This is a genomic window from Candidatus Blochmannia vicinus, assembly GCF_023586525.1.
GTDB lineage: Bacteria > Pseudomonadota > Gammaproteobacteria > Enterobacterales > Enterobacteriaceae > Blochmanniella > Blochmanniella vicinus.
In genome coordinates, this window is sequence record NZ_CP097763.1 from 363,942 (window position 1) to 385,039 (window position 21,098).

Below are 21,098 nucleotides of genomic sequence, written 5' to 3' on the forward strand. Positions count from 1 at the left end.
CTTTGATTTTTATGAATACAAATAATATAAATTCAAATTTCTTTAATGATTATTTATTAAATAAAAATTTAACAGATATACTTTATAATAATTCAATGGGCTGAGTTATTTTATTATGATGTTTTATTATTAAATCATTAAAATTGTTAGTTATAACTTATGAGTACTGTTTACGCAATACTTTTACCGCAGATACCATATTTTTTAATGATCGTTTAGTTTCAGGCCATGATCTCGTTTTTAGTCCACAATCAGGATTAATCCATAAACGGTTTTTTGGAATATATTTCAACAATTGATTAATTTTTTCGATAAGATCATTCTGAGTTGGTTCATTTGTGGAATGAATATCATATATACCTGGGCCAATTTCATTTAAGTTTGTTATTGCATGTTGTATGGTTTCTAATATTTTTTCATCTGACCTAGATGCTTCTATGCTGATTACATCTGCATCTAATTCTATAATTGCATGAATAATATCACTAAATTCGGAATAGCACATATGAGTATGAATCTGGGTATCATCTTTTACAGATGATGCAGTGATCCTAAATACATTGATCGCCCATTCTAAATATTTTTTTTGATTAGAATGTTTTAAAGGCAATCCTTCTCGTAAAGCTGGTTCATCAATTTGTATTATTCGAATTCCAGATTTTTCTAGATCTATTACTTCATCACGTATTGACAGCGCTAATTGCAACGCTATTGTTTTACATTGTAAATCTTCACGTAGGAATGACCAAGACATGATAGTCACAGGTCCAGTTAATATACCTTTTATTGGTTTATTAGTTAATGATTGGGCATAACTTATCCATTTTGTAGTAATAGGTTTTAAACGACTAATATCTCCAATAATTACCGGAGGTTTCACGCAACGAGAACCATAACTTTGTACCCATCCATTTTGAGTAAATACAAATCCATTTAAGTTTTCTCCAAAGTATTCTACCATATCATTTCTCTCTGGTTCTCCGTGAACTAAAACGTCTAAATCTAATTTTTCTTGTTCCACAATAATTTGTTTAATATAGTTTTTAATGCCAACGCAATAATCTTTTTTATTGATTTGGTTATTTTTAAAGTTTGAGCGAAGTTTACGAATTTCTTCAGTCTGAGGAAATGAACCGATAGTAGTGGTCGGAAATAATGGTAAATTAAACTTTTTATGCTGCAATATAACTCGTGTTGTGTATGGAGAATATCGAGAGTGTGGAATTTTGTTGATATGCTCGAGTCTTTTTTTAACTTGTATATTATGAACTGTAGCAGAGTGAGATCTTAAACTGTTAGCAACATAATATTCATTAAGTATATTTTCTTCATATGTTGAGTTATTTTTATTTTTAGAATTTAAAGCAGTGCATAACATTTTTATTTCAGAACATTTTTGCAATGCAAAAGCAAACCATTCTGTGATATGTTTATCTAATTTTTTTTCTATATTTAGATCAATAGGGCTGTGTAATAAGGAACAAGAAGAGCCTATCCATATCTTACGTTCTTCTACTAAAGGGGATAATTTTTTGAACCAATAATGTAGATTAGTTTTCCATATATTACGTCCGTTAATTACTCCTGCTGATAATATCCAATGTTTTGGTAGTTGCGTGTGAATTAAAGGAACATCATCAGGACCAGAAACTAGATCTACATGTAAACCATCTATTTTAAGTTGTTTAATAGTATTTAGATGATGATATATACTGTCGAAATAAGTGGTTAGTAATAATTTAACTTTACCATGGAGTTGTTCATACACATTCAAATATGTTTCTAACCATTTTGATGGAAGCTCTAAAACTAATATGGGTTCGTCAATTTGTACCCAATCAATGTTCTTTTTTGAAAAAATATTCAATATATCTTGATATACTGATAATAGAGCAGGTAGTAATGATAATCGATCAAATTGTTTTCCTTTTACTTTTCCTAACCAAAGATAACTAATTGGCCCAAGTAGTATCGGTTTTATTTTATATTTTAATGATAAAGCTTCATCTATTTCATCAAATAATTGAGTCCAATTTAATTTAAATTCTTGAGTTTGGATAAATTCGGGAACTATATAGTGATAATTTGTATTAAACCATTTTTTCATTTCTGAAGGAGGTATCAGCTTGTTATTTAAAGAATAACCTCGGCTTACCTTAAATAGCGTATTTAAAGTAATTTTTTCCTGGAAAACGCGATGTCTATTTGGAATATTATTAAGCATTAAACTGGTCGTTAGAACATGATCATACCATGCAAAATCACCTACTGGAATCCAGTCTATACCAGAATCTTTCTGTTGTTTCCAATGACGAATACGCAATGTACGGCCTATTTCTAATAATTCATATTCTTGTATTTTTCCGTTCCAATAATTTTCTAGAGCGTACTTTAGTTCTCTATGTAAGCCAATACGAGGAAATCCTAATGTATGACCGACAGTTGTCATAATTTACTCCATGATCTATCTTTAGTTATATACAGTGGGTTTCAAGAATGAAAATAAAAATATTTTCAAAGATTATTGTTGATATCAACAGTTCATTCAATGGCTATTAAATTAATTTTTAATTAAACCAACATTTGATTATATATAGTATTATTAATTAGTTACTGAGTATAATATATTGTATTAGATAATTTAAGTGCCTCATCCATGGTAATAGTATCAAATGATTATATATATAGTCAAGTAACTAAAATTTTTATAAATATATGTTTAATAGTTTGTGTTTTTATAAATGACATTTATAAAAATTAATTAGTTCTGTATTATTAATTTCATTTTCTTCATGGCGTTTTTTTCTAATTGACGTACTCGTTCCGCAGAAACACCGTATTGATTGGCCAATTCTTGTAATGTACTTTTATTATTATCTACGTTTAGCCATCGCGCACGAATAATATGTTGACTGCGTTTATCCAGGGCATTTATAGCTGTGTTTAGCTTATCACTAACTTGATCTATCCACTCATTTTCTTCGTTAGAAGTGATTATTTTATCTTGTAAATATAGTATAGGTGCTATTACTCCTCGATTATCTTCATCTGAAGATTGTTCAAAAGTCATATCTTGTGCTGCCATACGAGATTCCATTTCGCGCACGTCCTTGCTAGTTACGTTTAATGCTTTCGCAACTATTTCTATTTCTCCTGCATTAAACCAACCTAAACGTTGTTTAGCTTTTCTTAAATTAAAAAATAGTTTGCGCTGTGCTTTAGTAGTAGCTATTTTTACAATACGCCAGTTTTTTAAAACATATTCATGGATTTCTGATTTAATCCAGTGCACAGCAAATGATACTAAACGAACGTCTAATTCCGGATTGAATCGACGTACAGCTTTCATCAAACCAATATTACCTTCCTGTATTAAATCAGCCTGTGGTAATCCATAGCCGGAATAATTGCGAGCAACATGAATGACGAATCTTAAATGCGATACAATAAGTTTTTTTGCTGATTCTAAATCTCCATGATAATATAATCGCTCAGCCAATGCTCGCTCTTCTTTTGAAGTCAGAAGAGTATAGGAATTGGCCGCTCTTATATATGCTTCTAAAGTTCCTTGGGGAACTAAAGTTATACTATTTTGCATATTTTTAGGCATTTATTCTCCTAAAACGATTACATGTATACAGACGATTATATCATGCAATACAGGATATACATGAAACTAAGTATAAAATAATTCTGTTATATTCAAAGGAATATCTATGCATCCTATACATAGCACAACATATTTATAATAGAATCATCATGAATTTGTATTATTAATTTCATGACATTAAAGTACCGTAAAAGTTACTTATTATCAATAAATAAATATTGTTCCTAATGATATCATATGGCCTACAATCTGGTTGTAGTAAGGAATATAAATCTTTTTAAGTTAACATCGATAATGATTAACGATGTGTATTTTATATTTAGAATAAAAATTTTTATACACATACATTAGCGGATTTATCTATATAATTATTGTGAGTAATGATGGCTTTTGCAGTTTTAATTTACTTCTTTATTAATGCCCTAGTATATGTTAAGATTTTGCTTTAAATTAATTGTAATTGGTATTTTACTTTTTTAAAATCGAATAATTTTTAGAAAACATCCGTAAAAGTATAATAGATATTAATAACATTATGTCATAATAATTACCTGTAAAGAGATTTTTGTTATTTAATATAAATATTTTGTTTTAAATAAGTATTTATATAAATTAGACGTAGTGGTTGATCATTAAGTTTATTTTTTAAAAATAGCTTCAACAAAATTGTGTGGTTCAAATGGTTGAAAGTCATCGATATTTTGTCCTATTCCAATATATCGTATTGGAATAGAAAAATGGTCAGCGATAGATAAGAGAGCGCCGCCTTTAGCACTTCCGTCCAATTTGGTCATAATTAATCCTGTAATTTTGATTGCGTCATTAAAAATGCGTACTTGGCTGATAGAATTTTGTCCGATATTAGCATCAAGAACTAGCATAGTTTCATGAGGCGCTTCTATATCAATTTTTTTTATAACTCTAATAATTTTTTTTAATTCTTCCATTGCATAGATTTTATTTTGTAATCTACCCGCAGTGTCTATAATCAGCAGATCAGCAAGTTTCATTTTAGCCATTTTAACGGCATCAAAAATTACCGAGGCAGGATCGGAAGTAGTATTATTTTTTATTACTGCAACACAACCACTACGTTTTCCCATAATTTCCAATTGATCTGTTGCTGCTACTCTACAGGTATCTCCTGCCGCTAACATTACAGATTTATTTTTTAAGTGATAATAATATGCTAATTTTCCAATAGTAGTAGTTTTTCCAACACCATTAACTCCTACCATTAATATGATAAATGGTTTTCTTTCTTCTATAAGTAATGGTTTATCGATAGATATAAGTATGTTCAATATTTCATCACGCAATGTATCATAAAAAGATTTGTTATTGCAATTAGCATGAAGGTTAATATAATTTTTTAAATTATTGATAATTTTTTGAGTAGTTTGTGTACTTATATCAGCAACCAATAACTTATTTTCAATATTGTTTAATATATCGACATCAACTTTTTTGTTACGAACCAATTTTGTTATGTTGTCACCTAATTTTTTTCGAGTATTTAATAAGCTCTGTTTTAATCTATTAAAAAAATTATATTTATAGTTCATATGTACTGGCCCTTCGTTATTGTTAGTATATTAAATGCTACTTTTGTTTTATATTTTTTGAAATACTTACAATTAATTAATAATGACTTACGTAAGCAACAGAAATATATTTGAGTCTTATAGAAAATTTTTAAAAATAAATTATTTATGTAGATAAAATGTTTTATGTCGTTCTTTATAAGAATACAATATATTCAATATTATTGATTAATTTTAAGTATTAGGTATGGTTAACTAATAACATAACAAATCATGAGTTATAGGGTATGAAGATATTAAGTTATTGTACGTTATAATTATAAATATAATCTATAATTTTTTATAATGTGTAGAACATATAAGTCCATGTCTAAATAGTTAGATTTTATCAGAAGAACATAAAGCTAGTATTATTTCTGACGGTAGATGTTTTACATTAAAAGATTAGAATTACCATGAGCTACTTATTTTATCGTGTAAGAGATACAGTATATGTCTAAAAATAAATCACGATTCAGTGCTGTTGGGAAAATTAGAATTATTGGAGGTAAATGGAAAGGGCGTAAAATACCTATTATTCAGTGCGCTAATGTACGTCCAACTACTAATCGTATACGTGAAATGCTGTTTAGCTGGCTAGCTCCTATTATTTCTGGTGCTATCTGTTTAGATTGTTTTGCTGGAAGCGGTGCATTAGGTTTAGAATCATTGTCTAGAGGAGCTAATAAAGTAACTTTTTTAGATAATAAATATATGTGTATCACAGCATTGATGACAATTATACGGTCTTTTTTAGAGTACAACAGTGAAGTAATATATACTGATTGTCGTTCTTGGTTACGACGAGCAATTGCTGCTTATGATGTGATTTTTTTAGATCCTCCCTTTCAGGATAATGTTATTATACCTGAGGTTATTTTTTTATTAGAACGGTATAATCTTTTTAAAAAAGAATCTTGGATTTACATAGAAACTTCAAAAAATAAAAATATTTTTAATGTCAATATAATTCCTAGTTATTGGTTTTTATATCGAAAAAAAACTACTCAAAGTATTGTATGCTATCTTTTTGTAAGAAAATTGTAAAATTTATAGATAAAATAAAAACTAAACAAAATGCCAGTTAAGATTAAAAAGTATCTTACTATTTAATAATAATTACACATAATCTTTGTTACAATTAGTTTGTTACATATGTATAAATAGCGAATGAATAGGTGGTTTTATAATGAAAGAATTATGTTAGTTACGCCAGGATTTGTAATAATTGATTAAACCATGAGTCGAGCTGTCGTGGTTATTAGGAATGATGTTTTCACATTTTAATTCTGATAGAATGCTATTAGCTAGTTTTTTTCCTAGTTCTACTCCCCATTGATCAAAGGTGTAAATATTAAAGATGACACCTTGTGTAAATATTTTATGTTCATATAAAGCAATTAAAGCTCCTAAAGTATAAGGAGTAATTTTTCTAACTAAAATGGAATTACTGGGGTTATTTCCTTTGCATATTTTAAACGGGACTGCATGTTGTTTGGATTTATAATATTTATTAGATGTTTTAGATTCTTGCAATATTTTTTCATGCGTGTTCCCAAAAGCTAATGCTTTAGTTTGAGCAAGAAAATTTGATATTAATTTTTCATGATGATCAGATACGGGATTATGGCTTACTACTGGTGCTATAAAATCACATGGAATCATTTTAGTGCCTTGATGAAGCAGTTGATAAAACGAATGTTGTCCGTTAGTTCCAGGTTCTCCCCATATGATAGGACCAGTTTGATATGTAATAGGGTATCCATTACGATCTATACATTTGCCATTAGATTCCATGTTTACTTGTTGTAAATACGCCGTAAAACGATGCATATATTGATCATAAGCAAAAATTGCCTCGGTTTCTACTTTAAAGAAATTATTGTACCAAATACCAATAAGCGCTAAAATTACTGGCAGGTTTTTATTTAAAGGTGTGTGATAAAAATGCATATCCATGGCATGGGCTCCTGTCAACAACAATTCAAAATTATTAACCCCCAATGATAGCATTATAGATAAACCAATAGATGACCATAACGAATAACGGCCACCTACCCAGTCCCAAAGTTCAAACATGTTTTCTGATGGATCAATACCAAATTCACAAACCTCAATAGTATTTGTAGACAATGCTATAAAATGTTTAGATATATGTTGTTTATTAGGAGTAGCTTTACAAAACCAATTACGTGCACTGTGTGCATTAGTCATAGTCTCTTGAGTAGTAAAAGTTTTTGATGCTATTATAAATAATGTATTTTCTGGATTTAAACATTTTAATGTTTCAGAAATGTGAGTTCCATCTATATTAGAAACAAAATGCATATTTAAATGGTTTTTATATGGTTTTAATGCTTCAGTTACCATATAAGGACCAAGATTGGAGCCTCCAATTCCTATGTTAACAATGTCTGTAATCATTTTATTTGTATATCCTGTCCAACTGCCTTGAATAATACGATTACAAAATTGTTTCATTTTTTCTAACACTGCATTTATTTGTGGCATTACATCCAATTTATTCACTAAAATAGGTGTATTTTTTCTGTTTCTTAAAGCTATATGTAATACAGAGCGATCTTCACTATAATTAATTTTTTCACCGTGAAACATATCTGAGATCGCTCCTACAAGATCGCATTCTATAGCTAAAGATATCAGTTTAGTAATGGTTTTGTTTGTAATTAAGTTTTTCGAATAATCAATTAAAATTTCGTTATCAAATGTTTTAGAGAAATGACTAAATCTGTATTTATCTTGATTAAACAAATCACTGATTGATATATTCTGCATGTCATAAAAATGTTGTTTTAGATGCTTCCAGGCCTGTGTATGAGTAGGATTTATGTTTTTCATCATTCATTCCGCATTTTATTGTAAAAATAAATAAATAGAAATAGAAGTCTAAAATCAACTTTCAGTTAAATATTATTATTGTCACTGCTATATTGTGCCAATATAGCAGTGACAATAATAATATCATATTTTAATAGATATCAATATAATTAAAATTTATGATTATGGAGGTTAAAACATATTAAATAATTATTTATTTTTGAATTAAATTTATTGTATTTGTTTATATTTAATTAAATTACGTTTTTTATCTCAATGAGATATATTTTGGAAAATATATTATTAGCGTAATTATATACATAGGAAGCATACATATATTAATTACAATTTATTAATCACAATAAACAACCTAAAACTTAGCTTTTGTAATAAATGGTTTAAAATATGAAATCATTATTCTTTTATTCATTTTATTTAAATGAAATTAAGTATTTTGTGACATTTGATATACATAATGATTTAACCAATTGGAAAATAATAAATATGCATGGCTTCTCCAATTTATTTTAGGAATTAAATTAGGGTTATTTTTAGGAAAATAATGATCTGGTAATGTTGGATTTAGCCCTAATTTTTTATCTCTATAATATTCTTTAGATAGAGTAAGCGCATCATATTCTGGATGCCCCGTAACAAATATTAAACGTTTGTCTTGACTAATAAGTAAATATACGCCGGCTTCATCAGATTCTGCTAAGATTTCTAAATCTGTGTTTTGATAAATCAAATTTTTTGGAAAATCTGAATAACGAGAATGAGGCGCTGCAAATATTTCGTCGAATCCTTTTGTTAAAAGTACATGAGAATTTATAGTGTTATGTTGATAGATTCCTACTAATTTTTTTTTTCGGATAAATTTAGGAAGATTATATAATATTTTTAAAGCTGCCTGTGTAGCCCAACAAACAAATAATATTGAGGTAATATGCTCTTTTGCCCATAAAAATAATTTCTTGATTTGTGGCCAAAAGGTTATATCTGTAAAATCAATTAGTCCTAGGGGAGCCCCAGTTACAATTAAACCATCAAAATTTTGATGTTGAATATCTGTAAAACTGCAATAAAAACTATTTAAATGTTCAACAGGTGTATTTTTAGGAATGCGGTCGTCTATGCGTAGTAGTTGGATATCAATTTGTAAAGGAGAATTTGATAATAATCGTAAGAATTGGTTTTCTGTTTCAATTTTTTTTGGCATTAAATTAAGAATTAATATTTTTAAGGAATGGAGTTCTTGAAAAATATCTTGTGATTTTTGCATAACAAAAATATCTTCTTTTTGCAAAAATTTTACCGCAGGCAATTTATCTAATACCCGAACTGGCATAGTGTTACGATCTTTGATATATATGTACAAAATTTATTTAATTTTATATGATTTATTATTTCGTCTATATACACATACTACAATTTCCATCCTTTGTCGTAAAAATAAAATAAGTTTTAATGAAAATTAAAAATTTTTAACGCATCTGTATAGAATACAGACATTAAATTATAGCTAAAACGGTTGATTTTGTGTCAGTAGACACGACTACGCGTATGTATAGTTAAATTAAAAAGTGGAATTAGTACTAATAAATGCGATTATATAGAAAATCCAGTACTACTGTAGTCTATCAAGATCTATTTGTATAGTAAATGAATATTTCTGTATTTTTTAATGAGATGAAAGGCCCCTAATAAAGTAACGTATCAATAATGATAGGCCTGAGTGGAATTGAACCACCGTCCTCACCCTTATCAGGGGTGCGCTCTAACCGCCTGAGCTACAAGCCTATTGTAATATATAATAGAAACTATATCATTTTTATAACTTCAACCATCAATAATATGATGGCGTATATTAATTATTTTGTTATTGAAATTGTTTGTTATTATTAACATAATGTGTGGTGACTCATAGAGTAGAGATTTGTATAATGTGAACTATTTTTGTCACAATAGCATAATTAAGAATGTTTATTCAAGTATTTCTATGTATTTACACAGTAATCAAAAAATTATCAAATAATAGTAATTTATCAACTTTTTATTTTTACAATATATACGATACCAATTATCAATATTGCAATTTTTAATCATTCCGTAACAGTATATACTATGATTAAAATAATTATTGTGTAATTGCCAAGTAATAATATCGCTTTAGTTTCTATATAAATAAATATTTAATTATTTTTTGTAGTTGAATTTTTTAATCCTTTTAAATACAATTATTACAACGGTATTGTTGAGTAAATAATATTGCATATTAGTATTGTGATAATGTATTTTTGAAATATAGGGTTATTTTCATTACAGTGTATATAATTTATGGTACATATTTGGATGAAATTTATTGTTGTTCTGTCTTTGCATAAGTATTTAGATGCTAATATTATTGAAAAATTTTTGTTGATACGAAATCGTTCTAATACAACAAGTATTATTTGTGTAATGAGGTCAATGTATGTTTTATTCGACTCACTTTGATGTTATTGTTGTTGGGGGAGGTCATGCCGGAACAGAAGCGGCGTTAGCTTCTGCTAGAATGAAATGCAATACTTTATTAATTACGCATAATATTGATACACTTGGGCAGATGTCTTGTAATCCAGCTATTGGTGGTATAGGAAAAGGCCATTTAGTAAAAGAAATTGACTCAATGGGTGGAGCGATGGCATGTGCTATAGATAACGCAGGCATTCAATTTAGAATACTTAACAGAAGCAAAGGGGCTGCTGTTAGAGGAACGCGTGCACAAGCAGACAAAATATTATATCGTCAAATAATACGTAATACTCTTGAGTATCAAGAGTCTTTACTAATTATTCAGGCTTCAGTAGAGGATTTAATAATTAACAAAAATAAAATTGTTGGAGTTTTTATTCCAAAAATAGGAATGAAAATTAGTGCTACATCTGTTGTATTGACAACAGGGACGTTTCTGAATGGTAAGATTCATATTGGAATGAATAACTTCAGAGGTGGTCGCGCTGGAGACGTAGAATCATCCTCAGTGTTATCTAAACGATTAAAAGAATTTTCTTTAAGAGTTGGTCGTTTGAAAACAGGCACCTCTCCTCGTGTGCATAGTAAAGGGATAAACTTTGATGCTTTAGAAGCACAATATAGTGATAGTCCTGTTCCTATATTTTCATTTATAGGATCTGAAAAACAACACCCTAAACAAGTGCCTTGTTATATTACATATACCAACGATAAAACACATGAAATAATTAGATCAAATTTAAATCAAAGCCCTATACATGCAGGATTAATAGAAGGGATTTCACCTCGTTATTGTCCATCTATAGAAGATAAGATAACGCGTTTTTCAGATCGTAATGCTCATCAAATTTTTTTGGAACCTGAGGGGTTAACAACGCCTGAAATATACCTTAATGGCATTTCCACGAGTTTGCCATTTTATGTGCAAATACAAATGATTAAATCGATTCAAGGATTAGAAAATGCTCATATAATCAGACCGGGGTATGCAATTGAATACGATTTTTTTGATCCTCGTGATTTAAAATTAACATTAGAAAGTAAATTTATTTCTGGTTTGTTTTTTTCTGGACAGATTAATGGTACTACAGGTTATGAAGAAGCAGCTGCCCAAGGGTTATTAGCAGGAATAAATGCAGCTAGATTTTCTCAAAATAAAGAAGGATGGTATCCTAGAAGAGATCAAGCATACTTAGGAGTTCTTGTAGATGATTTGTGTACATATGGAACAAAAGAACCTTATCGTATGTTTACGTCACGCGCTGAATATCGTTTGTCTTTACGAGAAGATAACGCTGATTTAAGATTAACTGCAATTGCGCGACAATTAGGCCTAGTAGATGAGTTACGTTGGAAAAATTTTTGTTTAAAAAAAGAAAGTATTGAAAAAGAACGTCAGAGATTACGTAATGTTTATATTTTTCCATATAGTACAGATGCTAAACAGTTAAATAATTTTCTTAAGACGCCTTTAACATATGAAGTTAATGGTGAAGAGTTATTAAGAAGGCCAGAAGTTAATTATGTAACTTTATCTAAGTTAAGAGTGTTTAGTTCGTTTGTGTCGGATCGTCAGGTATTTGAACAAATTGAAATTCAAATAAAGTATGAGGGCTATATTCGTCATCAACAAAAGGAAATAGAAAGGCGTATTTGTAATGAGCATATATTACTACCAACTGACATAGATTTTAATGTTGTTTCTGGATTATCTAAAGAAGTAATCGATAAACTTAATGATTATAAGCCTTATTCGGTTGGACAGGCTTCTAGAATTTCTGGTGTAACTCCTGCGGCTATTTCTAATTTGTTAGTTTGGTTGAAGAAAAAGGGTTTGTTGGGTCATGGCACATGTTAATTACGTTAAATGATAATAACGTCATATTAACATAAAAAACACTACTTGTGCATTTTAGACGTTTAGTATTTTAGCGTATAACACTGAGATGAGAAAGATAGTATATGATTTTATGAATTATTTTATAGAGAAATGATACTTACGTATATGGTTTGAGTTGATTTAATTTATATTTAGATATGTAAAAAGAAAGAAGATTATGCTGAGGTTTATTTAGCAGGATGGTGGAGTGTTAATGTTGTGTAATCTATAGAAAATAGATGTTTAATTAATATTTGTAGTGGAGAGTTATATTGTTTATTATTTGTTTTTGATATGTATATAGCGTACTATTATAAAAAGTTAATTAATTTCATGTATTTCGTATAATTGATTTCAGTATGTCGCGATGATCATTGATTTATTTAAGTAAATCGGCGTTTGGGGCTTTTGTTGATATTTAGTTTTATTCAAAAATTGAATTTGGGTATTTTATTTGAAATAGTAAAGGTTTATAAGATCCTATTTTAGTGTGCTATATACTGTTATAATTGGCTATATATCACAAGATATAATTAATATTAAATAAGAGTATTAGAAAATTTTCTGATGTATGGAAAGTAATAATGTTTTTGAAAGGTGGTTTATGTTAGCAATAAAAAACACTTCTCAGGAATATATTGGGCATCATTTGCATCATTTACAATTTGATTTAAATACTTTTTTATGGATGGATGCAGAAAAGATTTCCTCTTTTTGGGTGTTAAATGTAGATTCTATATTTTTTTCAACACTGTTAGCCGTTGTATTTTTGTTGATCGTTGGGCGTATTGCCAAAATTGCAACTTGTGGTGTTCCTACAAAAATACAAACGTTTATGGAACTGATAATATTGTTTGTTGATAATAATGTAAAAGACATTTTTCATGGTAAAAATAAATTAATAGCGCCGTTATCTATGACTATTTTTGTTTGGATTTTCTTAATGAATGCTATGGATTTGTTTCCTATAGATTTATTACCTTATATAGCGAAACTTACATTTGGGTTGCCTTTCTTACGTGTTGTGCCGTCTGCTGATATAAACATAACTTCTTCAATAGCTTTAAATGTGTTTATACTTATTGTATATTATAACATTTATACTAATGGTATTCGTGGATTTATTAAAGGATTAATATACCATCCGTTTAGTCATCCATTGTGTATTCCTGTGAATTTGATTCTTGAAATTATTAGTTTATTGTCTAAACCAGTATCACTTAGTCTTAGATTGTTCGGCAACATGTATTCTGGAGAGTTGATTTTTATTTTAATATCTGGATTGTTACCATGGTGGGGCCAATGGGCATTAAGCTTGCCTTGGGCTGTTTTTCATATTTTAATTATTATATTACAAGCTTTTATTTTTATGGTATTGACGGTAATTTATTTGTCTACAGCTCATGATCCATGTTGAAATAGATACTATATAACACACAAGATTGTAGATAGGAGGTTTTATGGAACATTTAAATTGTGATATGTTGTATATGGCTGCGGCAATAATGATGGGATTAGCATCAATTGGAGCGGCCATTGGTATTGGTGTTTTGGGTTGTAAATTTTTAGAAGGTGCTGCGCGTCAGCCAGATCTTATTCCTATTCTTCGTACTCAGTTTTTTATTGTTATGGGATTAGTTGATGCAATACCTATGATTACTGTAGGCCTTGGTTTATATGTAATGTTTTCTGCGGTTTAACAATTAAAATTTATGGATATATTATTTTCTATTAATTATTAGATGTTGGGATTGATACTGTGAATATTAATGCAACAATATTGGGTCAGTCTATTTCGTTTGTTTTATTTGTTTGGTTTTGCATGAAATACGTATGGTATCCATTTATGTCTGCTATTGAAAAACGTCAAAAAGAAATTTCCGATAATTTAACTTCTGCTAACCATACCAAAATTGAATCTGAACGCGCTCATGCTAAAGCCTTGCTTTGCTTAACACAGGCTAGGATTAAAGCTCAAGACATTATACAACAAGCAAATAAATGCAAAATACAAATAATTGATGAAGCTAAACATGAGGCAGAAAAAGAGCAAAATAGAATTTTATCTCAAGCACGCAAACAGATCCTTTATGAGAAAAAATGTGTTACTGATGAATTGAGAAAACAAATAAGTAAGATTGCAATTGAGGGAGCAGAGAAGATTATAGAACATTCTATAAATGAATTAGTTGATAGAAATATTATAAATAAGATCATTAATACATTATCGTATGAGGATTAAATGCCTAATGAGGTTGTCATTTCCCATATATATGCAGTGGCTATATTTAATGTAGCTATAGCATATAAAAATGTAAGAAAATGGGAATCAATGCTTGATTTGTTTTCTAAGATAAGTCAGCATAGTTTAGTGCGATCTTTATTTTTTAGATATTTAGAATCAAAAAAATTATCAAATATATTTATTGCTATTTGTGAAGATTATCGAAAAAAGCAAATTGATATTTTTGGTAAAAATATGATTTATATTATGGCGGAAAATAATCGATTATCGCTGTTACCAATTGTTTTTAAAGAGTTTGTCAATCTGTGTGCTATACATGCAGGCATGGTAGAAATAGAAATTATCTCTGGTTCTCCTTTAAGCTGTAGACAGTTAAATAAAATTTCTGATGCAATGGCTAAGCGTTTATCTAAAAAAGTAAATTTAGTGCATAAAATAGATAAAGCTATGCTAGCTGGGGTAATGATTCGTGTCGGAGATACTATTATTGACGGAAGCATACGTGGGCGTATTTTACGTTTAAATCATATACTACAATCTTAATATTTTTAGTTTTATCCCTTTAGGTGTAAATAAGATCATGCAATTAAATTCAAATGAAATTAGTGAATTAATTAGGCGGCGTATTGCTCAATTTGATATAACGTATGAGACTCGTAATGAAGGTACTATTACTGCAGTAGGAGATGGGGTAATTCATATACACGGTTTAACAAATATAATGCAAGGTGAAATGATTGCTCTTCCGTCAAATCAGTTCGCTGTAGCATTAAATTTAGAACGTGATTCTGTCGGCGCGGTAGTTATGGGTTCATATCTAAATTTATCCGAAGGAATGGTGGCCAAATGCACAGGAAATATATTGCAAGTGCCTGTTGGAACGGAATTATTGGGAAGAGTAGTAAATACATTAGGTATGCCTGTTGATAATAAAGGAGCAATTCAATGCTCTTGTTATCTTCCGGTAGAAGCTAGTGCACCTAGTGTAATAAATCGAAAATCGATAGATGAACCAATTCAAACTGGGTATAAATCTGTTGATTCCATGGTTCCTATCGGACGTGGTCAACGTGAATTAATTATAGGAGATCGACAAACTGGGAAATCTGCATTAGCAATTGATACTATTATTAATCAACGTTATAGCGGGGTTAAATGTATTTATGTTGCTATTGGTCAAAAAGCCACAACTGTGGCTAGTGTTGTAAAAAAATTAGAGCAGCATCATGCATTAGCTAATACTATTGTGGTTCTTGCATCTGCGTCTGAGTCTGCTGTATTACAATATTTAGCTCCTTATGCTGGATGTGCTATGGGAGAATATTTTAGAGATCGCGGGGAAGATGCCTTAATTATATATGATGATCTTTCTAAGCAAGCAATAGCTTATCGTCAAATTTCTTTATTGTTACGACGTCCTCCTGGACGAGAGGCGTATCCAGGAGATATATTTTATTTACACTCTCGTTTATTAGAACGAGCTGCTAGAGTCAATTCTGATTACGTTGAGAGACGTACTCATGGGAAAGTGACAGGGAAAACTGGTTCGTTGACTGCAATACCTATTGTCGAAACTCAAGCTGGAGATGTTTCTTCGTTTATTCCAACTAATGTGATTTCTATTACTGATGGTCAAATTTTCTTAGAATCTAATTTATTTAATTCAGGGATTCGTCCCGCAGTAAATCCAGGAATTTCAGTATCTCGAGTGGGAGGATCTGCTCAAACCGATATCATGAAGGTGTTATCCGGTGGAATTCGTACCGCTTTAGCTCAATATCGCGAATTAGCTGCTTTTTCTCAGTTTGCTTCAGAATTAGATGAAGTTACACAAAAACAATTAAAACATGGTCAAAAAGTTACTGAATTGTTAAAACAAAAACAATATGCACCTATGCCCCTGTCACATCAATCTATTGTTTTGTTTGCGGTGATACATGGTTATTTAGAAGATGTTGAAGTATCAAAAATAAGTGATTTTGAATCTGCACTAATATTATATATGACTTATAAGGAAAAGGAACTTATGAAAATAATTGACCATGACGGTTTATATGATATGAATATTGAAAATAAATTTAAGAATATTCTTAAAATTTTTAAATTAAATCGATCTTGGTAAATTCAAACGCATTATCGTTATGGAATGAGAAAACATGTCTAGCACAAAAGAAATACGTGGGAAGATAGACAGCATTCGAAATATACAAAAAATTGCTAAAGCTATGGAGATGATTTCTGCTTCTAAAATTTATAAAACTCAAAAACGCATGTTAGTAAGTCAACCATATGCAGAAACTATACGTAAAGTTATTAATCACATTGCTTTAGGAACATTAGAATATAAACATTCTTATTTTGAAGAACGAAATATTCAATCTGTTGGTTATTGGGTGGTTTCAACGGATAGAGGATTAACGGGAGGGCTAAATATTAATTTGTTTAGAACGTTGTTACGTGATTTCAGCAAATGGAATAACACAGGAATATCAATTAAATTAGCAGTTATTGGGTCTAAAGCTGCTTCTTTTTTACATTGTATAAAACAGACAAAGATAGTTAGCTGTATTTGTGGGATTGGAGATATTCCTAAAATGTCAGATTTAATCGGTTCAATCAGGGTGATGTTGCAATTATATAATAAAAAAAAAGTAGATAGATTATATTTATCATATAATAAATTTGTCAATACTTTATCTCAAGTTCCTCAAATTTTGCAGATTTTACCGATTGTTTCTAACGATAAAGTCGTATTAAAAAATCAACATTGGGATTATTTATATGAACCAGATTCTAAAATATTATTAAATAATTTATTACAGCGATATGTTGAATCACAAATCTATCAAGGAGTAGTAGAAAATTTAGCTAGTGAACAATCTGCTAGAATGATGGCAATGAAGACTGCTTCAGATAATGGGGAAGTTATTATTAATGATCTAAAGCTATTTTATAATAAAGTTAGGCAAACTAAAATTACAGAGGAGTTAATAGAAGTTGTTTCAGGATTTTCTGTAATGTAAATGACAAGATAGTTAGGGGTATGATTGATATGAATTCTGGGAAAATAATCCAGGTTATTGGAGCGGTGGTTGATGTTTTGTTTAAGCAAGATGCAGTACCTACTGTATATCATGCGCTTGAAGTATGTACTGATAATGGATTTAATAAAAAATTGATATTAGAAGTAGCTCAACAATTAGGTGGAGGTATAGTACGCTGTATAGCCATGGGAAATACAGATGGATTGCGTCGCGGATCAACAGTAATTGATTTAAAACGTTCTATTGAAGTTCCAGTAGGAAAAGAGACTTTAGGTCGTATAGTAAATGTGTTGGGTGAACCAATTGATATGAAAGGGCCGATTAAAGAAAAAGAAAGACGGTCTATTCATAGATCTGCTCCGCTTTATTCTGAATTGTCTACTAGCCAAGAGCTTTTAGTGACTGGTATTAAAGTAATTGATTTAATGTGTCCATTTGCTAAAGGAGGCAAAATTGGTCTTTTTGGAGGAGCAGGAGTTGGAAAGACTGTCAATATGATGGAGCTTATTCGTAATATTGCTGTAGAATACTCTGGTTACTCAGTATTTGTTGGTGTTGGAGAACGCACTCGTGAAGGTAATGATTTTTATCACGAAATGGTAAATTCTCATGTTATCAATAAAGTTGCGTTAGTATATGGTCAAATGAATGAGCCGCCCGGAAATAGATTACGTGTGGCTTTAACTGGTCTTACTATGGCAGAAAAATTTAGAGATGAAGGATATGATGTATTGTTGTTTATAGATAATATATATCGTTATACTCTTGCTGGAACTGAAGTATCTGCGTTGTTAGGTCGTATTCCATCAGCAGTAGGATATCAATCGACATTATCAGAAGAAATGGGCATTTTACAAGAACGCATTACTTCTACAAATTTAGGTTCAATTACTTCAGTACAAGCAGTGTATGTTCCTGCAGATGATCTTACAGATCCATCCCCTGCTACCACTTTTTCTCATTTAGATGCAACTATAGTTTTAAGTCGTCAAATTGCCGCTCTTGGTATTTATCCTGCAGTAGATCCATTAGATTCTAATAGTCAACAATTAAATCCACTTATTGTAGGGCAAGAACATTATGATGTTGCTAGAGCCGTTAAATCAATCTTACAACGTTATCAAGAACTTAAAGATATTATTGCTATTTTAGGTATGGATGAATTATCAGAAGCAGATAAATTGATAGTGTTACGTTCGCGGAAAATTCAACGGTTTTTATCACAACCGTTTTTTGTTGCTGAAGTATTTACAGGATTTTCTGGTAAATATGTTTCTTTAAAAGACACCATCCAAGGATTTAAAGAGATTATAGCAGGAAAATATGATCATATTCCAGAACAAGCATTTTATATGGTAGGGACCATTGAAGAAGTTATAGAAAAAAATAAAACTCTTTAAAATTTTTGTTGATAAATGTATAAGGTATGTATATGTCTGTGAGTAGTTATCATTTGACTGTTGTTTCTGTTGAAAGTCAGATATTTTCTGGTGTAGTCCATAAAATTCAAGTAGCAGGTATTGAAGGTGAAATGGGTATTTTTTCAGGTCATGCTCCGTTGCTTACGTCGATTAAACCGGGGGTGTTACATATAGTAAAATTATGTGGGGATGAAGAATATGTATATGTATCTGGGGGTATTCTTGAAGTTCAAAAAAATATAGTAACAATATTGGCAGATACGGCTATTCGTGCTGAAGAATTAGATGAAAAAAAAGCTGAAGAAGCGAAATATGAGGCTGAAAAACATATTAAAAACTTACGTTATAATGGTGATGTAGATTACATTAAAATTTCTTCAGAAATATCTAAAGCTATTGCAAAACTTAGATTGATTGAATTAACTAAAAAAAATAAGCATATGTAATACATGATTGCAATACAATATTATGTAAAAAGTTTTATGTGCATAAGTGTAATTATATATCGTGATTGCGTAAAGAAATTTATTTCATAAATAAAAAATAAAAGAGATATATAAATTATGTCGCATGTTAGTTTTAGCGCAATTATTCTTGCTGCTGGTAAAGGTAATAGAATGCTATCTGATGTACCAAAGCCGCTACATCAAATTGGCGGAAAGTGTATATTACAACATTTAATTGATTCTGTAGCACAAACGGGAGTGCAGCGCATATATATAGTATATGGCTATAAAGGTGAAGCAATAATGGAAAAAATTAATACAGATCGATATAAAGTTCCTGTACATTGGATATTTCAACATGAGCTTGTTGGAACTGGAAATGCTGCGCAGAGAGCATTATCTATCATCAGTGATAGCGAAGAAATTCTTTTTTTGTATGGCGATGTCCCTTTTGTGTCCTATAGGACATTACAACGACTACATACTATTAAATCACAGTGTGATATAAGTATGTTAACAGCTATATTATCTAATCCAAATGGATATGGACGTATTATACGAAACCAAAAAGGTAATGTTATTAATATAATAGAACATGATGATATGATTAATGATGATCATAAAAAAATAAAAGAAGTGAATACTGGTATCTTTATTGCTATTTCTGGTAATTTAAAGCGTTGGTTAGACTCATTAACAATTCATAGATCAAAGGATGAATTTTATTTAACAGATGTAATTCAGATAGCTCATCAATCAGGCTATAGTATAAATACTATTCATCCTTACGATACATTTGAAATTATGGGAGTAAATAGTAAATCAGATTTAGTGTCTTTAGATAGACAATATCAACAGAGACAAGCGCAAAGGTTGTTATCGTCAGGAGTAACAATATCCGATCCAAACAGATTTGATTTAAGAGGAACATTAGTATGTGGAAAAGATGTATATATTGATGTAAATGTAATTATTGAAGGAAATGTATCTTTAGGGAATAGAGTGAAAGTAGGGGCAAATTGTATATTGAAAGATACAGTGATTGAAGACGATGTAGTGATATATCCGTTTTCAATTGTTGAAAACGCAAAAATAAGTATTCAGAGTAATATCGGACCATTTGTTCGACTAAGACCAGGAACTGAATTAAAAGAAAACAGTCATGTAGGAAATTTTGTTGAGATAAAAAATACTCAATTGGGTAAACAATCAAAAGTGAGACATCTTAGTTATTTAGGTGATGCAGAAATTGGAGCACAAGTAAATATTGGAGCCGGAACAATTATTTGTAATTATGATGGCATCAATAAACATCATACTGTTATTGGAGATGGTGTTTTTATTGGAGCTGATAGTCAATTGGTAGCTCCAGTAACTGTTGGAAAAAATGCAACTATCGGAGCTGGAACTACAGTAACTCAAGATGTACCAGCGGGTGAAACTATTATTAGTAGAATACGCCAGTTTTCTATTTTAAATTGGAAACGATCAAAAAATAAAAAATAATCCTATTGCTTT

General features: G+C 29.9%; 16 protein-coding genes and 1 tRNA gene. 11 read left to right on the forward strand and 6 right to left on the reverse strand.

Annotation, left to right across the window (positions count from 1 at the left end):
- Positions 1-157: 157 nt before the first annotated feature.
- The 3 genes from metE to ftsY form a co-directional block, all read right to left on the reverse strand.
- Complete coding sequence (gene metE / locus M9408_RS01530) at positions 158-2,449, reverse strand: 5-methyltetrahydropteroyltriglutamate--homocysteine S-methyltransferase (protein ID WP_250257431.1); 2,292 nt, start codon at positions 2,447-2,449, stop codon at positions 158-160.
- Positions 2,450-2,761: 312 nt separating this feature from the next.
- Positions 2,762-3,610, reverse strand: a complete 849-nt coding sequence (gene rpoH / locus M9408_RS01535; protein ID WP_250257432.1) for an RNA polymerase sigma factor RpoH — start codon at positions 3,608-3,610, stop codon at positions 2,762-2,764.
- Between the two features lie 638 nt (positions 3,611-4,248).
- Positions 4,249-5,175: a signal recognition particle-docking protein FtsY gene (gene ftsY, locus M9408_RS01540; RefSeq protein WP_250257434.1), complete on the reverse strand. Its 927-nt coding sequence runs from the start codon at positions 5,173-5,175 to the stop codon at positions 4,249-4,251.
- Between the two features lie 471 nt (positions 5,176-5,646).
- On the opposite strand from ftsY, the gene rsmD reads away from it, so the two are divergent.
- On the forward strand, positions 5,647-6,240 hold the full coding sequence (rsmD, locus tag M9408_RS01545; RefSeq protein ID WP_250257437.1) for a 16S rRNA (guanine(966)-N(2))-methyltransferase RsmD: 594 nt from the start codon (positions 5,647-5,649) through the stop codon (positions 6,238-6,240).
- A 156-nt stretch (positions 6,241-6,396) separates the two neighbouring features.
- Here rsmD and pgi read toward each other — a convergent pair whose 3' ends face one another.
- The 3 genes from pgi to M9408_RS01560 form a co-directional block, all read right to left on the reverse strand.
- Positions 6,397-8,052 (reverse strand): glucose-6-phosphate isomerase, encoded by a 1,656-nt coding sequence (gene pgi, locus M9408_RS01550; protein WP_250257465.1) that lies wholly within the window; start codon positions 8,050-8,052, stop codon positions 6,397-6,399.
- Positions 8,053-8,476: 424 nt separating this feature from the next.
- Positions 8,477-9,379, reverse strand: a complete 903-nt coding sequence (locus M9408_RS01555; RefSeq protein ID WP_250257438.1) for a homoserine O-succinyltransferase — start codon at positions 9,377-9,379, stop codon at positions 8,477-8,479.
- A 378-nt stretch (positions 9,380-9,757) separates the two neighbouring features.
- Positions 9,758-9,831: transfer RNA gene (locus M9408_RS01560), tRNA-Ile, on the reverse strand.
- 673 nt (positions 9,832-10,504) lie between these two features.
- Between M9408_RS01560 and mnmG the strand changes: the two genes are divergently transcribed.
- The 10 genes from mnmG (at position 10,505) to glmU (ending at position 21,086) form a co-directional block, all read left to right on the forward strand.
- Positions 10,505-12,403: a tRNA uridine-5-carboxymethylaminomethyl(34) synthesis enzyme MnmG gene (mnmG, locus tag M9408_RS01565; protein WP_250257440.1), complete on the forward strand. Its 1,899-nt coding sequence runs from the start codon at positions 10,505-10,507 to the stop codon at positions 12,401-12,403.
- A gap of 625 nt (positions 12,404-13,028) precedes the next feature.
- Positions 13,029-13,841, forward strand: coding sequence for a F0F1 ATP synthase subunit A (gene atpB / locus M9408_RS01570; protein WP_250248576.1), 813 nt, complete (start codon positions 13,029-13,031; stop codon positions 13,839-13,841).
- Between the two features lie 43 nt (positions 13,842-13,884).
- Positions 13,885-14,124: a F0F1 ATP synthase subunit C gene (atpE, locus tag M9408_RS01575; RefSeq protein ID WP_250236172.1), complete on the forward strand. Its 240-nt coding sequence runs from the start codon at positions 13,885-13,887 to the stop codon at positions 14,122-14,124.
- 59 nt (positions 14,125-14,183) lie between these two features.
- A complete protein-coding gene (gene atpF / locus M9408_RS01580) occupies positions 14,184-14,666 on the forward strand; it encodes a F0F1 ATP synthase subunit B (RefSeq protein ID WP_250257442.1) in 483 nt (160 codons plus the stop codon).
- Positions 14,667-15,212 (forward strand): F0F1 ATP synthase subunit delta, encoded by a 546-nt coding sequence (locus M9408_RS01585; RefSeq protein WP_250257444.1) that lies wholly within the window; start codon positions 14,667-14,669, stop codon positions 15,210-15,212.
- A 37-nt stretch (positions 15,213-15,249) separates the two neighbouring features.
- Positions 15,250-16,791 carry a F0F1 ATP synthase subunit alpha gene (gene atpA / locus M9408_RS01590; protein WP_250257445.1) on the forward strand — a complete coding sequence of 514 codons (1,542 nt, stop codon included), beginning with the start codon at positions 15,250-15,252 and terminating at the stop codon, positions 16,789-16,791.
- Positions 16,792-16,825: 34 nt separating this feature from the next.
- A complete protein-coding gene (gene atpG / locus M9408_RS01595) occupies positions 16,826-17,692 on the forward strand; it encodes a F0F1 ATP synthase subunit gamma (protein ID WP_250257447.1) in 867 nt (288 codons plus the stop codon).
- Positions 17,693-17,721: 29 nt separating this feature from the next.
- On the forward strand, positions 17,722-19,113 hold the full coding sequence (gene atpD / locus M9408_RS01600; RefSeq protein WP_250257467.1) for a F0F1 ATP synthase subunit beta: 1,392 nt from the start codon (positions 17,722-17,724) through the stop codon (positions 19,111-19,113).
- A gap of 32 nt (positions 19,114-19,145) precedes the next feature.
- Positions 19,146-19,580, forward strand: coding sequence for a F0F1 ATP synthase subunit epsilon (locus M9408_RS01605; protein ID WP_250257449.1), 435 nt, complete (start codon positions 19,146-19,148; stop codon positions 19,578-19,580).
- Between the two features lie 117 nt (positions 19,581-19,697).
- The gene (gene glmU, locus M9408_RS01610; RefSeq protein WP_250257451.1) at positions 19,698-21,086 is read left to right on the forward strand and encodes a bifunctional UDP-N-acetylglucosamine diphosphorylase/glucosamine-1-phosphate N-acetyltransferase GlmU; all 1,389 of its coding nucleotides are present in this window, start codon (positions 19,698-19,700) and stop codon (positions 21,084-21,086) included.
- Positions 21,087-21,098: the final 12 nt, after the last annotated feature.

What these genes read in the sequence shown, in the direction of transcription:
- metE (WP_250257431.1), bottom strand. Translation starts at nt 2,449, where the DNA reads ATGACAACTGTCGGTCATACATTAGGATTTCCTCGTATTGGCTTACAT.
- rpoH (WP_250257432.1), bottom strand. Translation starts at nt 3,610, where the DNA reads ATGCCTAAAAATATGCAAAATAGTATAACTTTAGTTCCCCAAGGAACT.
- ftsY (WP_250257434.1), bottom strand. Translation starts at nt 5,175, where the DNA reads ATGAACTATAAATATAATTTTTTTAATAGATTAAAACAGAGCTTATTA.
- rsmD (WP_250257437.1), top strand. Translation starts at nt 5,647, where the DNA reads ATGTCTAAAAATAAATCACGATTCAGTGCTGTTGGGAAAATTAGAATT.
- pgi (WP_250257465.1), bottom strand. Translation starts at nt 8,052, where the DNA reads ATGAAAAACATAAATCCTACTCATACACAGGCCTGGAAGCATCTAAAA.
- M9408_RS01555 (WP_250257438.1), bottom strand. Translation starts at nt 9,379, where the DNA reads ATGCCAGTTCGGGTATTAGATAAATTGCCTGCGGTAAAATTTTTGCAA.
- mnmG (WP_250257440.1), top strand. Translation starts at nt 10,505, where the DNA reads ATGTTTTATTCGACTCACTTTGATGTTATTGTTGTTGGGGGAGGTCAT.
- atpB (WP_250248576.1), top strand. Translation starts at nt 13,029, where the DNA reads ATGTTAGCAATAAAAAACACTTCTCAGGAATATATTGGGCATCATTTG.
- atpE (WP_250236172.1), top strand. Translation starts at nt 13,885, where the DNA reads ATGGAACATTTAAATTGTGATATGTTGTATATGGCTGCGGCAATAATG.
- M9408_RS01585 (WP_250257444.1), top strand. Translation starts at nt 14,667, where the DNA reads ATGCCTAATGAGGTTGTCATTTCCCATATATATGCAGTGGCTATATTT.
- atpA (WP_250257445.1), top strand. Translation starts at nt 15,250, where the DNA reads ATGCAATTAAATTCAAATGAAATTAGTGAATTAATTAGGCGGCGTATT.
- atpG (WP_250257447.1), top strand. Translation starts at nt 16,826, where the DNA reads ATGTCTAGCACAAAAGAAATACGTGGGAAGATAGACAGCATTCGAAAT.
- atpD (WP_250257467.1), top strand. Translation starts at nt 17,722, where the DNA reads ATGAATTCTGGGAAAATAATCCAGGTTATTGGAGCGGTGGTTGATGTT.
- M9408_RS01605 (WP_250257449.1), top strand. Translation starts at nt 19,146, where the DNA reads ATGTCTGTGAGTAGTTATCATTTGACTGTTGTTTCTGTTGAAAGTCAG.
- glmU (WP_250257451.1), top strand. Translation starts at nt 19,698, where the DNA reads ATGTCGCATGTTAGTTTTAGCGCAATTATTCTTGCTGCTGGTAAAGGT.